The sequence below is a fragment of the Pseudomonas baltica genome, assembly GCF_031880315.1.
Taxonomy (GTDB): domain Bacteria; phylum Pseudomonadota; class Gammaproteobacteria; order Pseudomonadales; family Pseudomonadaceae; genus Aquipseudomonas.
In genome coordinates, this window is sequence record NZ_CP134771.1 from 6,218,016 (window position 1) to 6,231,226 (window position 13,211).

General features: G+C 61.4%; 12 protein-coding genes. 6 read left to right on the forward strand and 6 right to left on the reverse strand.

The annotated features are described in order from the left end of the window. Nucleotides 1-10: 10 nt before the first annotated feature. Complete coding sequence (locus REH34_RS28355) at nt 11-589, reverse strand: 2Fe-2S iron-sulfur cluster-binding protein (protein ID WP_311972180.1); 579 nt, start codon at nt 587-589, stop codon at nt 11-13. A 353-nt stretch (nt 590-942) separates the two neighbouring features. Between REH34_RS28355 and ligD the strand changes: the two genes are divergently transcribed. The 6 genes from ligD (at nt 943) to REH34_RS28385 (ending at nt 7,484) form a co-directional block, all read left to right on the forward strand. After that, the gene (ligD, locus tag REH34_RS28360; protein ID WP_311970056.1) at nt 943-3,714 is read left to right on the forward strand and encodes a DNA ligase D; all 2,772 of its coding nucleotides are present in this window, start codon (nt 943-945) and stop codon (nt 3,712-3,714) included. A gap of 36 nt (nt 3,715-3,750) precedes the next feature. Further along, nucleotides 3,751-4,284: a hypothetical protein gene (locus tag REH34_RS28365; protein ID WP_409373198.1), complete on the forward strand. Its 534-nt coding sequence runs from the start codon at nt 3,751-3,753 to the stop codon at nt 4,282-4,284. 104 nt (nt 4,285-4,388) lie between these two features. Then, nucleotides 4,389-5,408: an acyl-CoA dehydrogenase gene (locus REH34_RS28370; protein WP_226502397.1), complete on the forward strand. Its 1,020-nt coding sequence runs from the start codon at nt 4,389-4,391 to the stop codon at nt 5,406-5,408. Further along, nucleotides 5,405-6,184: a PIG-L family deacetylase gene (locus tag REH34_RS28375; protein WP_311970057.1), complete on the forward strand. Its 780-nt coding sequence runs from the start codon at nt 5,405-5,407 to the stop codon at nt 6,182-6,184. Before REH34_RS28370 ends, REH34_RS28375 begins: the two co-directional genes overlap by 4 nt. A gap of 11 nt (nt 6,185-6,195) precedes the next feature. Continuing rightward, complete coding sequence (locus tag REH34_RS28380; protein WP_226502399.1) at nt 6,196-6,825, forward strand: class I SAM-dependent methyltransferase; 630 nt, start codon at nt 6,196-6,198, stop codon at nt 6,823-6,825. Next, a complete protein-coding gene (locus REH34_RS28385; RefSeq protein WP_226502400.1) occupies nt 6,822-7,484 on the forward strand; it encodes a glycosyltransferase family 2 protein in 663 nt (220 codons plus the stop codon). Before REH34_RS28380 ends, REH34_RS28385 begins: the two co-directional genes overlap by 4 nt. Before the next feature lie 129 nt (nt 7,485-7,613). Here REH34_RS28385 and REH34_RS28390 read toward each other — a convergent pair whose 3' ends face one another. The 5 genes from REH34_RS28390 to REH34_RS28410 form a co-directional block, all read right to left on the reverse strand. Further along, nucleotides 7,614-7,874 (reverse strand): hypothetical protein, encoded by a 261-nt coding sequence (locus REH34_RS28390; protein WP_226502401.1) that lies wholly within the window; start codon nt 7,872-7,874, stop codon nt 7,614-7,616. Nucleotides 7,875-8,069: 195 nt separating this feature from the next. Beyond that, on the reverse strand, nt 8,070-9,107 hold the full coding sequence (locus REH34_RS28395) for an NADP(H)-dependent aldo-keto reductase (protein WP_311970058.1): 1,038 nt from the start codon (nt 9,105-9,107) through the stop codon (nt 8,070-8,072). Between the two features lie 114 nt (nt 9,108-9,221). Then, entirely contained in the window at nt 9,222-10,613 is a 1,392-nt protein-coding gene (locus REH34_RS28400) for an undecaprenyl-phosphate glucose phosphotransferase (protein WP_311970059.1), read from the reverse strand. A gap of 442 nt (nt 10,614-11,055) precedes the next feature. Next, a complete protein-coding gene (locus REH34_RS28405; RefSeq protein ID WP_311970060.1) occupies nt 11,056-12,012 on the reverse strand; it encodes an acyltransferase family protein in 957 nt (318 codons plus the stop codon). 54 nt (nt 12,013-12,066) lie between these two features. Next, nucleotides 12,067-13,200, reverse strand: coding sequence for an acyltransferase (locus tag REH34_RS28410; RefSeq protein ID WP_311970061.1), 1,134 nt, complete (start codon nt 13,198-13,200; stop codon nt 12,067-12,069). Nucleotides 13,201-13,211: the final 11 nt, after the last annotated feature.

Here is a 13,211-nt window from a genome sequence, read left to right on the forward strand (position 1 = left end):
GGCGGGGGCCTCAGGCTTTGCGAGTCTGCTGGATGGCAGCGAGGATGTTGGAATAGGCGCCGCAACGGCAGATATTGCCGCTCATGGCTTCCTTGATCTCGGCATCCGAGCCGCCGCAAGGCTCCTTGGCCAGCGCCACTGCGGACATGATCTGGCCGCTGGTGCAATAGCCGCATTGATAAGCGTCGTGCTCGACAAAGGCCGCCTGCATCGGGTGCATCTCGACTGGGGTGCCGAGGCCTTCGATGGTGGTGATTTCGTCGCCCTCGTGCATCAACGCGAAGCTCAGGCACGAGTTGACCCGCCGACCGTTGACGTGAACGGTGCAGGCGCCGCATTGGCCATGGTCGCAGCCTTTCTTGGTGCCGGTCAGGTGCAGGCGCTCGCGCAGGGCATCGAGCAGGGTGGTGCGGGGGTCGACGCGCAAGGTCTGGTGTTTGCCGTTGATCACCAGCTTGAGCGGCTGGCTGCCAGGCTCGATGGGCGCCGCGTCGCGGGGATCGGCGGCGGCTTCGGCCGCCAGCCCGCTGCCCAGTGCCGCTGCGGTGCCGCTTACCCCAATGGCCTGCAGCACTGAGCGCCGCGACATGGGCAGTAGCGGGGCGCCTGCTTGAGTGCGATCCGGTTCGACGCGTTCGTGGTTCTTCTTGCTCATGCGAGCGGTCTCCATCAGTACGGTAGGGGGCTGTCTGTACCTCTAGCGGGTACTGAGCGTGCAGTTCTGCGGGAACGGGCTCTGCCCGCGAAGCGCTTGATTGCGGCTGGCCAACGATGCCGTCAAAAGCTTCGCGGGCAGCGCCCGCTTCCACAGATCGTGTCGCGTTGTATGTGTTGGTCACGCAAAACCGTACGGGCGTTCCATCGGATGTCGCCGATCAACGGTTTGAACTCCTGAACGGCTGCCGATTCGCATGGATATGAAGCCGACAACCGAGGTGGGCGATGAGCGAAGCGCTGCACGACTACAACCAGAAACGCAATTTCGACGCCACGCCCGAGCCTGCAGGCAGTGCCCGGCGCAGCAAGGGCAAGAAGGCCGGCCATGCCTTGCAGTTCTGCATCCAGAAGCATGACGCGAGCCATCTGCACTATGATTTTCGTCTGGAGCTGGACGGCACCATGAAGAGCTGGGCGGTGCCCAAGGGCCCGTCACTGGACCCGAAAGCCAAGCGCCTGGCGGTGCATGTCGAGGATCACCCGCTAGACTACGCGACCTTCGAGGGCCACATCCCCGAGGGCCACTACGGCGCGGGCGACGTGATCGTCTGGGACCGTGGCGTGTGGATTCCCGAGGGCGACCCGCAGCAGGCCTACGCCAAGGGCAAGCTCAAGTTCAGCCTGCAGGGCGAGAAGCTGGGGGGGCTGTGGAATCTGGTGCGTACCCATATGCCGGGTCGCAAGCAGCAGTGGTTTCTGATCAAGCATCAGGACGAACAGGCGCGCTCGCTGGACGACTACGACGTGCTGATCGCCGAGCCCGACAGCGTGCTGAGCGACCGCACCTTGGTGCCCAAGGAGCGTGGCAAAGGCAAGCGCGCAGCCGCCAAGCCCGATGCCCACGACCCAGATAAATCGAGCGCCAAGGCCAGCAGCAATGCCACGTCCAGCACCAAGACCAGGACAGCCAAGGCACCCAAGGCGCAGTCCGTGCCCCAAGCCCCGGAGCCTGACACCGCCGCCAAACCGATCGCCACCCCGTCCGCCGCACCGCGCCGCAGCCGCAGCGGCAAACTCGAAGGCGCCCGCAAGGCACCCCTGCCGACCAGCCTCAAGCCGCAACTCGCCACCCTGGTCGACTCGGCGCCTGTCGGCGGCGACTGGCGCTACGAGATCAAGTTCGATGGCTACCGGGTGCTGGCGCGCATCGAGGGCGACGAGGTGCGACTGTTCACCCGTAATGGCCACGACTGGACGGCCAAGATGGCGCATCAGGCGCAGGCCTTGGCCGAGCTCGGCCTGAGTTCCGGCTGGCTCGACGGCGAAATGGTGGTGGCCAACGAGCACGGCGTTCCGGACTTTCAGGCGCTGCAGAACGCTTTTGAAAATGAGCGCAGTGAACAGATCGTTTATTACCTGTTCGACGCCCCGTACCTCAATGGCATGGACCTCACCGAGGTGCCGGTGGAACAACGCCGTGCAGCGCTGAAAAAACTGCTCAAAACTCACGCCAGTGACACGCTGCGTTTCTCGGACGATTTTGACGAGGGTGCCGCCTCGCTACTGGACAGCGCGTGCCAGATGCAGATGGAAGGGCTGATCGGCAAACGCGTTGGCAGCGCCTATCGTTCTCGGCGCAGCCAGGACTGGATCAAGCTCAAGTGCAAACATCGCCAGGAATTCGTGGTGGTCGGCTATACCGAGCCGAAGGGCAGCCGCAGCGGTTTCGGTGCGTTGCTGCTGGGCCTGCACGATCAGGACAGCGGCGAGTTGCGCTACGCCGGCAAGGTCGGCACAGGGTTCAGCGAGGCGACGTTGCGCTCGATTCTGCAGCGTCTGGAGCCGCTCGAGCGCCGCACCCGAGCCGTCGCCAACCCGCCGACGGGTGCCGATGCCCGAGGCGTGCACTGGTTGGAGCCCAGCTTGCTGGCCGAAGTGGCCTATGCCGAGATGACCCGCGACGGGGTGGTGCGCCATTCGGTCTTCCATGGCCTGCGCGACGACAAGCCGGCGCGGGATATCACCGCTGAAACGCCCGCTGCGGAACCTGTGGCAGCGGCCTCTGCCCGCGAAGCATCTGAATCTTCAGAGCGCACACAGCGCAGTGGGCACAGCCCGCTCCCACACAAAAGCGGCAGCAGCAAAGGCAAAAGCGGCAAAGGCAAAGCCGACAGCAGCCACCTGGTGCGCATCACCCACCCTGATCGCATCATCGATGCCAGCAGCGGCACCACCAAGCAGCAGCTCGCCGAATACTACGCCAGCGTCGCCCCCTGGCTGCTCCCGCAACTCAAGGACCGGCCGGTCGCATTGGTCCGCGCGCCGGACGGCATCTCGGGCGAACTGTTCTTCCAGAAAAACGCCGGTCAACTGGCCATCGACGAGCTGCAGCACTACGACAAGGCCGACGCCGGGCAAGCGTGCATGGTGATCAATTCCCCCAAGGCGCTGATCGGCGCGATTCAGATGGGCACCGTCGAACTGCACACCTGGAACGCCACCAGCGCTGACTTCGCCCACCCGGACCGCTTCGTCCTCGACCTCGATCCGGATCCGGCGCTGCCATGGAAGGCCATGGTCGAGGCGACGCAGCTGACGCTGACGGTTCTTGACGAGCTGGGCCTCACATCGTTTCTCAAGACCAGCGGTGGCAAGGGTATCCATATCGTCGTGCCGCTCAAGCCCCAGGCCGACTGGGACAGCGTCAAGGATTTCAGCCACGCCATCGTCAACCATATCGCCAAGCTGGTACCTGAACGCTTCTCGGCAGTGTCAGGCCCCAAGAACCGTGTCGGCAAGATCTTCATCGACTACCTGCGCAACGGCCTGGGCGCGACCACCGCCTGTGCCTACGCCGCTCGGGCGCGCGAAGGGCTGCCGGTCTCGGTGCCGATTGAACGCGATGAAGTTGCGCAGCTCAAAGGTGCCAGCGAGTGGAACATACACAATGTGCACGAACGTTTGGCCGAGCTGCGAGACGACCCTTGGGCAGACTTCGACAAGTGTCGCCAACGCATCACGGCCACCATGCGCAAGCGCCTGGGGCTCAAGGCGTGAGCGTCATCCATCTGGCCTTGATCAAAAGAGAAACCCGTGTCGAAGATAATCACCGAAACTGTGGCACCCCCTAACGATAGCAACGCCGCCCATATGTTCGGCTCGGCGAAGGACCGCCTGGATTTCTACCGCAAGGAAATCCATTACGAAACCGCGCTGCTGTCCAACCGCACCAACGCCTACCTGTCGGCGCAGTCGTTCATGGTTATCGCGTTCGCGTCGTCGATGGCCAACCTCAATCCCGAGTGGGGCAAGCTTTTTACCTTGTTCGTGCCGCCCCTGCTGGCGCTGCTGGGCATCGTCAGTTCGTTGCACGCCTGGCCGGGCATCCGCGCCGCCTACGACATCATCGACCATTGGCATTTCAAGCAAAGCCAGCTGTTGAGCAGCGAGCCGATCATGGGCATGGCCTACGACGACTCGCCGCTGTTCAGCAGCCACGAGTCCACCGAAAAAGGCTACGCCAAGTCGCTGCTGTTCTCGCTGCGCACGCCTTGGCTGTTTTCGATTTTCTGGGCCGTGCTGGGAGTGTTTGCCCTCTATGTACAGTTCGGCAATCCGGGTGTCTGAAGCCGACGAAATAGATTGAACCCCGATGACGTGAGGATGCCGTAATTCAACAGGCCAGACATTGCGTAGCCGCGATGCGATTCACAAGGACAGGTGCACGAACCATGAATAGTCAGCTCCCCAAGGACGCGCTTAGCGACTTCGCCCAACGGCCGATTGCGCTCAGTGTCGATGAAAGCCTGCGCCAGGCCATGCTGCGCTGTATCGATCAACGGCTCACAGAGCTGCCGCTGCCGGGTGACGGCGACACCTTGGGGCGCTGGCAGGTGTTGGCCAAGGTGGCGGGCATCGATCTGGCGCTGCTCAAATTGTTCGAAGGTCATACCGATGCCGTTGCCATTCTCGAAGAGCTCGGCGCCAGCGACCTGCAGGCGCCAGGTATCTGGGGGGTGTGGGCCGCCGAGCCGCCTGATGCCAGAGTGCGGATTACCGAACGCAGCCCCGCCGGCGTGCGCCTGGAGGGCCGCAAGGCCTGGTGCTCGGGCGCACTGCAGGTCGATCACGCGCTGTTGACCGCCTGGGATGAGCAGGATGAGCCACAGCTGGTAGCGGTCAAGCTCGATCAGCCGGGCGTGCGCCGTTCAGAGCAGGGCTGGCAGGCGGTGGGTATGGCCCATACCGCCAGTGTCGATGTGCATTTTGACCACGCGCCGGCCTGCCCCGTAGGCGCCAGCGGTGAATACCTCAGCCGCCCGGGCTTCTGGCAGGGCGGAGCCGGTATTGCTGCGGCCTGGTACGGTGCGGCTCAGGCGCTGGGAGAATACCTGCGCAGCAGTCGTGGACGCAGCGACCCGCACGCCGATGCTCACCTGGGGGCCGTGGACGCGGCTTTGTACGGCGCGGCGTCGGCCTTGCGCGAATGCGCGGCGTGGATCGATGCCTATCCATTCGATAATGCGCAACTGGCAGTGCAGCGTGTCCGCGCGCACGTGGAGGCAGCGGTCGAAACCGTGCTCCACCACGTCGGTCGCGCGCTGGGGGCGGGGCCGTATTGCCGCAATCCGCACTTCGCCCGATTGATCGCCGACTTGCCGGTGTTCATCCGCCAAAGTCACGCCGAACGCGATCTGGCGGGTCTTGGCCGGCTGGTCGCGGCGCAGCCTGCCGGGGAGTGGTCGCTATGAGCCGTGCCAACGTACAGTCCGTCGATGCACCGTTCGGCGTGGTCGGCACACCCCTGCGGGACTGGCAGGCGAGCCGGGCGCTGCGCAGGGCTGCGGTGGTGTCCATCGACGAGCTGATTCCCCCGGGCGCGCGGCTGGTGGTAGTCGCGCCGCATCCGGACGACGAGATTCTTGCCTGTGGCGGCTTGCTGGCGGCCATGGCCGACAGAGTGGCAGACGTACATTTGATATCGGTAACGGACGGCGACGCTAGCCATCCAGGCTCCCAGCAATGGCCGGTAGCACGCCTGCGTGCCCAGCGGCGGGTCGAGAGCGAATGCGCCCTGGCGCGCCTTGGCCTGGATCTGTCACGCCTGAGCTGGCAGCGTCTGGCGTTGCCCGATGCCCGTGTCGCCGAGCATGAAGCGGCGCTGGTGCGCGCCATCAGGGGTAGCCTGCACGCCGGTGACTACGTGCTGGCGACCTGGCGCCATGACGGCCACGGTGACCACGAAGCGGTGGGCCGCGCCGCAGCTCAGGCGGCGCGTGCGCAGGGTGCGACGCTGCTGGAGGTGCCGGTCTGGGCCTGGCACTGGGCCCATCCGGAAGACCCGCGGCTGCCTTGGGGGCGAGCCCGCAAGTTGCTGCTCAACGACGATCAGCTTGAACGCAAGCGCGAAGCCATTCGCGCCCACACCAGCCAACTGCATGATGACCCCAGTACCGGCGCGCCGCCAGTTCTTGACCGCGCCACATTGGAGCGGCTGCTGCAGCCCTTTGAATTGGTCTTTACCTGAGTGATGCCGATATGAGTGATGCTGCCATAAGAGATGCCACCGCAAGCGTGCCCGCCGAGTACTTCGATCAGATGTTCGCCGCCAGTGATGACCCTTGGGCCTTTCGCACCCGCTGGTATGAGCAGCGCAAGCGCGACCTGACCATGGCCGCCCTGCCGCGCCAGCGTTATGAGCGCGTGTTCGAACCGGCCTGCGCCAACGGCGAGCTTAGCGTGCTGCTGGCCGAGCGCAGCGAGTCGTTGCTGTGCATGGACCTGAGCAGTGACGCGGTGCGCCTGGCGGCGGCAAGGCTGCGTGAATATTCCGCTGTCGAAGTGGTTCAGGGACGTTTGCCAGGCGATTGGCCCGGCGGCGAGTTCGACCTGATCGTGCTTAGCGAAGTGGCATATTACCTGTCGCCTGCCGACCTCGCGGCTCTGATCGATCGAGCGGTGGCCAGTCTCAGTCCCGGCGGTGCGCTACTCGCTTGTCACTGGTTGCACCCCATCGACGGCTGCCCGCAGGATGGCCGGCAGGTGCATGCCATGCTCGATGCGAAGCTGCCGCTGCATCGCGCGGTGCGCCATGAAGAGGCGGATTTTCTCTTGGAATTCTGGTGCGTACAGCCTTGCGCGATCGATCTCGATGAGGAAGCGCTATGATCGGCGTTATCGTCCCCGCCCATAACGAGCAGGATCTACTGCCGTATTGCCTCGAGTCCCTGCATATCGCCGCCCGCCATCCGGGCCTCGGCGGCGAAGCCGTGGAGATCCTCGTGGTGCTGGACAGCTGCGATGACCAGTCAGGCAAGGTCGCGCGCGGCTTCGATGCGCTGACCCTGTCGATCAGCGCGCGCAACGTCGGCCATGCGCGGCGGGTGGGCGCTGCGTGCATGCTGTCACGGGGTGCGCGCTGGCTGGCCTGCACCGACGCCGACAGCCAGGTGCCCGCCGACTGGCTGATGCAGCAATTGGCGTTCAAGGCCGATGTGGTCTGTGGCACGGTGCAGGTGCTGGATTGGGAGAACCACGGCGTGGATATCCAGGCGCGGTATCTGGATGGCTATCAAGCCCGTGAGGACCACCGGCACATCCATGGCGCCAATCTGGGGATCTGTGCCAAGGCTTACCGTCGCGCCGGGGGCTTCAAGCCGCTCACGGCGCACGAGGATGTCGGTTTGGTGCAGGCGTTGGAGCGCAGTGGGGCGAAGATCGTCTGGACCGCACTCAACAGCGTGAGCACCAGCGCCCGTTCCGATCCACGGGCGCGGGAGGGGTTTGGGGATTATCTGAAATCGCTGGCGGTGGCGGCGGTGGTCTGAATCCGGTGAAGGGCATGCGGCCTCTTGGCGGCAAGCCCTGCTCAACAGCTACGACTCAACATCGTCTGACACCGTGGGAGCAACGCTTACCCGCGAAGGCGCCCACAAAAGCGCCACCGCACCCGCGCATCAAACATCAATCTGCAGTTCCAGATCCCCATTATCCAACCGCCGCGCATGGGCAAGGCTGCCGCTCAAGCGGCGTTCGGGGGAGAGGGTAATGACCAGCGAGTGGGCTTTGTGCAAGTCGTCCGGCACGGGGGCCAGCACCTGTACCTGAAAGGCGCCCGGAGTGATGGGCGTGATGATGACGTCACAGTCGACGCTTTTGGGGATAGGCCCGAACAGCGTGCCATGTGCGTAGTCGAGGCGGGCAGGGGTAGCGGTCATGGCGCGGTCCTCGCGAAATCACAGCGTTATCACTGTGAGACCGCGAGCGGCGCAGGAGTTTCAATCCAATCCTGTGGCGAGGGAGCTTGCTCCCGATGGATCAGTCAGCGCACCGATGCGCTGACTGATATATCTGATCGTGGGCAAAGCCCCTCGCTGCATTGGCCTTATTGCACTCGGTTCGACAGACAGGCCTTATGGCGCAGGGTTCGGTTGTTCGACGTGGATCGCTTCCAACCCGGCCAGCACTTCTGGCGACAACACCAGATCGATGCTCTTCAGGTTGCTTTCCAACTGCTCCAGCGTCGTAGCACCAATGATGTTGCTGGTCACGAATGGCTGCTCGGTGACGAACGCCAAGGCCATCTGGGCCGGGTCCAGCCCATGTTCGCGGGCCAGCGCCACATAGGCTGCGGCGGCGCGGTCGGTCTGCGGGTTGTTGTAACGCTGGAAGCGATCGAACAAGGTCAAGCGGCCCTTGGCTGGACGCGCACCATTGAGGTATTTGCCCGCCAGCACACCGAAGGCCAGCGGCGAATACGCCAACAGGCCGATCTGCTCGCGAATGGCGATTTCAGCCAGGCCCACTTCGAAGCTGCGGTTGACCAGGTTGTAGGGGTTCTGGATCGATACAGGCCGCGGCCAGCCACGGGTTTCGGCCAGGTGCAGGAAGCGCTGAGTGCCCCATGGGGTGTCGTTGGACAGGCCGATATGGCGGATCTTGCCGGCCTTGACCTGCTCGTCGAGCACCTCGAGCGTCTCCTCGATGGCGGTGAACTCGTCTTCCAGATGATGCTGGTAGTTGAGTTGCCCGAAGAAGTTGGTCTTGCGATCAGGCCAATGCAACTGGTACAGGTCCAGGTAATCGGTGTTCAGGCGCTTGAGGCTGGCATCCAGCGCGGCGGGGATGTTCTTGCGGTCGAGCCGTGGATTGCCGTCGCGGATGTGGGCCATACGGCCGGGGCCGGCGACCTTGCTGGCGAGGATCCAGTCGGCACGGTCGCCATGCTGCTTGAAGTATTCACCGATATAGCGCTCGGTGGTCGCGTAGGTCTCGCCGTTGGGCGGTACCGGATACATCTCGGCGGTGTCCATGAAGTTGACACCGGCGGCCTTGGCCAGACGGATCTGTTCGAAGGCTTCGGCCTGGGTGTTCTGCTCACCCCAGGTCATGGTACCGAGGGCGATGGCGCTGACGTTGATATCCGTCTTGCCAAGGGGACGAAACTGCATGACTGGCTTCCTTATGGATAGGCGTTTTTCAGCCCCAAACCATAGTGGAATGGGGCATTCAACGCCAGTGAAAACCAGTCTACGCGCCGGTGGGCGTCCTGCCACTTTGGCATATCAATAGATATTTTTCGAAAACAGTGTGAACGGCGTCTTCACCAGGATCTTGATGTCCAGCCACAACGACCACTGGTTGATGTAGTTCAGGTCCTGGGCCACGCGTTGCTGCATCTTTTCCAACGTCTCGGTCTCGCCGCGGTGCCCAGTGATCTGGGCCAGCCCGGTGATGCCGGGTTTGAGGCGGTGGCGAGCCATGTAGGCTTCGACCTTGCCGGTGTAATACAGGTTGTGGGTCACAGCATGCGGACGCGGGCCGACCAGGGCCATCTCGCCGAACAGCACGTTGAACAACTGCGGCAATTCATCGATAGAGCTGCGACGCAGAAACGCGCCAACGCGGGTAATGCGGTCATCGGTGCGGGTGGCCTGGCGTACTTCGCTGTCGTCATGCACGCGCATCGAGCGGAATTTCCACACCTTGATCACTTCACCGTTACAACCGTGGCGATTCTGCTTGAACAGCACCGGACCAGGGGAGGACAGCTTGACCGCAATGGCCGCGCCGATCAGCAGCGGGCTGAGGGCAACGATTGCCAGCGCGGCCAGGGTGCGCTCCATCAGTTCCTTGCCCAGGAGGGCGGCAGGGTGGGAACTGATCGGGCTTTCGTTGAGGTAGATGGCCGGCATCCGCTCGATCTCGGAAATCGACTGGTTGAGCAGCATCATACTGCCGAAGTCCGGAATCCAGACCACGTCGACGCTCATGTCCAGCAGGTCGATGTACAGGCCTTCGATGGTCGCCAGTTGCGCCAGCGGCAGGGCGATGTACACGCGCCGGACCTCTTCGCGCACGATGATATCGCGCAACTCGTCGACATTGCCGAGCAGCGGCAGGGTAGTAGGCACCAGGCCGTTTTCGCCGGAGGCAGCGATAAAGCCGATGACCGGCACGCGGTTGGGCGTTGTCAGTTTTTTCGCCAGCGCATCGGCCATGGGGCTGATGCCGATGATCACCGAACGACGCTCATTGCGTACCTTGCGCGAGTGCATACGCGCCAGATAGTGCAGCGGCAGGAAGCTGGCCACTTGCGCCAGATAGCCCAGCCCGACCCAGAGCATGATCACTTGGCGGGAAAACACTGCGGTGGTCTGGGTCAGGAAGGCAATGGCGATCAACGCGCCGAGCAGGCTCATCCAACCCGCCAGCAAGCGGCCCATGCCCGACAGGATGCCGTGACGTTTGTGGTAGACCTGCAAGAAGCTGTAGGCCGGCACTGAACCCAGCACGGTCAGAATCATCGCCACGCGGTATTCGCTGGCGACGGTGCCGACCTGATCCCACACCAGCATGATCAGCACCAGATTGGCCAGGGCCATGCCGCAGGCCCATTGGCTCCAGAAAGTCAGGCCTTTGCGGTGTGTTGCGCGACTTGTGTATTGCGAAGTCATAGTCTGGTCTCCGACACGTAGGGCTGTCCTGATCACGGCGCACAAAATTGCGCGCACTTTCCCGCCATGCTGAAAAACAGCACGGTTTAAAAACGGATATTGAGTGGTGTCAAGCGATGCAACTCAGAACATGTAAAAGCGCCACGCTACCGCCACAAAGAGCCGAAAGCCCTTTGGGTGAGAGTGAACGTTTAAATGTGAGCGCTGCGAAGAAATCGTCTGGTAACGCTGTGCAAACAGCACCGCCAGAACGCGCCTGAATATAGGCGTCAAATAACGGTTGTTACTGTTAGGGTAAAAACGCTACAGCTGAGGAAATTTACACCAGGAGATGTCGTAATGCCAGCGTCGTAGACGAAATTTACTGCCGTCCATCGACACCGGACAGCGGCGTCCTGCTGCAACAACCGGAGGACAAGGCCGTGCACTGTCTAGTTCCGTGCTACAGAATAAAATTGAAACGCTTACTTGCTCGCACCAGTACATACGCGGCCATTACCGACGCGCACACCACGATCAGTGTCATCAGGCTGGCGGTGAAGCTGAAAAACTTCAGGAAGGTGAACAAGAAGAACACATGAACAAAATAGATAGCTGTACTGTACTGGGCCAAATGCGGAATGTTGCCGCGGACGTCGAGGTTGATAATCAGGATAAATAGCGCAGGGCAAACCAGTATCAAAGTCAGCAAGTTGTCGATGCCTTCCACCTGATGCAAGGCGTCGTAATTGAGGTAGGCCTCAGTGACCAGCAACAGTATGCCCACCAGACTTGCAATCAGTGGGATGCGCAGGCCCAAGCGAGTATGTATCCCTGATTTACTGATCAGGAAGCCACCACAGAAAAAGGGAAACGCCAGCAATAGAATGTTGCGGTGTGACTCCGGCCGGCTTAGCAGGTCGTTGACCGCAGTGTCGCTGAATCGGTAATACAGTGCGGTGTATTGAATGGCGACACCAAGCAAGAATGCGCCCAGCGACAGCATGAGCAGATAACGCAAGGGCCAGTGCTTCATCGATACCAGCAGCAGCGCCGAACCAATGATCCCGACCATATACCACAGGTGGTAGTAACCGCCCAAAACGATACCGGTGAGGCGCAGCATCTCCGCCCCCGAAAAACTGGTCGGTCGAAACCAGAAATAGGCGTAGAATAGCATCCAGAACGCGTACAACAGGACAATTCGGGTGATCCATTTCACGTGGTTTTTTTTCATGACGGCCGGATAGAAATAGAAGCCGCTGATCAGAAAAAATATCGGCACCGCAATACGAAACAGTCCATCGACCGTCAAAAACGTCGCCAAAGGGCTTACATCCGCCAGAAAACGCGAATGCAATGCCACGACCATGAGCGCCAATACGACCTTGAGCAGGTCCAACGCCAGATTTCTACTCACGCTCCACCTCTCGATCAAAGTAAAACTCGGTTGTAACGCCTTCAGTCCAGCGGCCTAGCGATAGAGCGCCGAGGCTCTTCGCTCGACTCGCTTGGGTTTGATAGGGAACATCAACATTGACAATACAACGCTGCTTCGGCAGATATAGTAAGCCGCCAAGGACAATGCAATCGGTATCACAAAAGCGGCAATGCCAACGCCAAGCGGGGAGTCGATCCAGCGGGGCAGGTTGCGCAATATCCAGTACAAAATCGGCGCATGGAAAAGCAGAATGAAAAGGCTGGTCTTGCCGAAGTAGCCTATTACGGTGGTCAGGTATCGGCTTTTGCCGCAGTAATAACACAGGCCCAGCATCGCGAAGATACCGAAGAACGCCTGGAACGGTGAAATCAGCAGATCCTGATACTCTCGGGCATTCAAGTCGAGCGACAATGGGAACTGCTCACACAGCACCAGTAGTCCCACCACCGCAAATACCATTTCCAGTCGGCGTGGCTTGAACCGTTTAATGGCATCGGACAAAAAGTGACCGATCAAAAAATACAAGGCCGTGACCAATAACAAATCGGCGCTGTACGGCAGACCGCATTGAAACAACCGCATAGTGAATATCAGTTGTTTGGTGCAAGAAGGGTTATCCAGTGGAGAGCTGAACAGGTGCAACAGGTAATAGCCTCCCAGGCCGAAACACATGAGCAGAAAGATCCGCTTGCGCAACGTATTGATCAATCTTTGGCATTTGATCAACAGCGCGGCGGTAAACACGTACACCAGCCACAAATGCGGCAAAAACCACAGCGGCGGCCAGGCAAAGGTGAACCCCGTGGCAAAGGTCAGACTCAGTAACAGCCCCTCCGGGGTGCCGACGCCCAGCGCTATTTTCAGCGCGCCGACCACGATGATGACCACCGCGCAGGGTTTGAGCCAGGCGTCCGCGCGCTGCAATGCGACCTGACCCAGCGTGCGCCGCGCGATGGAAAAGGTGACCCCCGACATAAAGAAAAAGAACGGTATGCGAAACGCTGCGAGCACTTCCGACACAAAGCCGAACGTGCTACTGAAGATGGTGTTGTGGCCAAGCACAATGAGCAGAATCCCAAAACCTTTGGCCACGTCGATCATGGCGACTTTCGGAGCACCGCTTTCGTAGAGGGGAGGCACGCCCGGCAAAGTCAACTGCACAGTCATCATGTTTTTCC

Excerpts from the sequence above, each read along its gene's own strand:
- REH34_RS28355 (WP_311972180.1), bottom strand. The coding sequence starts at position 589 with ATGTCGCGGCGCTCAGTGCTGCAGGCCATTGGGGTAAGCGGCACCGCA.
- ligD (WP_311970056.1), top strand. The coding sequence starts at position 943 with ATGAGCGAAGCGCTGCACGACTACAACCAGAAACGCAATTTCGACGCC.
- REH34_RS28370 (WP_226502397.1), top strand. The coding sequence starts at position 4,389 with ATGAATAGTCAGCTCCCCAAGGACGCGCTTAGCGACTTCGCCCAACGG.
- REH34_RS28375 (WP_311970057.1), top strand. The coding sequence starts at position 5,405 with ATGAGCCGTGCCAACGTACAGTCCGTCGATGCACCGTTCGGCGTGGTC.
- REH34_RS28380 (WP_226502399.1), top strand. The coding sequence starts at position 6,196 with ATGAGTGATGCTGCCATAAGAGATGCCACCGCAAGCGTGCCCGCCGAG.
- REH34_RS28385 (WP_226502400.1), top strand. The coding sequence starts at position 6,822 with ATGATCGGCGTTATCGTCCCCGCCCATAACGAGCAGGATCTACTGCCG.
- REH34_RS28390 (WP_226502401.1), bottom strand. The coding sequence starts at position 7,874 with ATGACCGCTACCCCTGCCCGCCTCGACTACGCACATGGCACGCTGTTC.
- REH34_RS28395 (WP_311970058.1), bottom strand. The coding sequence starts at position 9,107 with ATGCAGTTTCGTCCCCTTGGCAAGACGGATATCAACGTCAGCGCCATC.
- REH34_RS28400 (WP_311970059.1), bottom strand. The coding sequence starts at position 10,613 with ATGACTTCGCAATACACAAGTCGCGCAACACACCGCAAAGGCCTGACT.
- REH34_RS28410 (WP_311970061.1), bottom strand. The coding sequence starts at position 13,200 with ATGACTGTGCAGTTGACTTTGCCGGGCGTGCCTCCCCTCTACGAAAGC.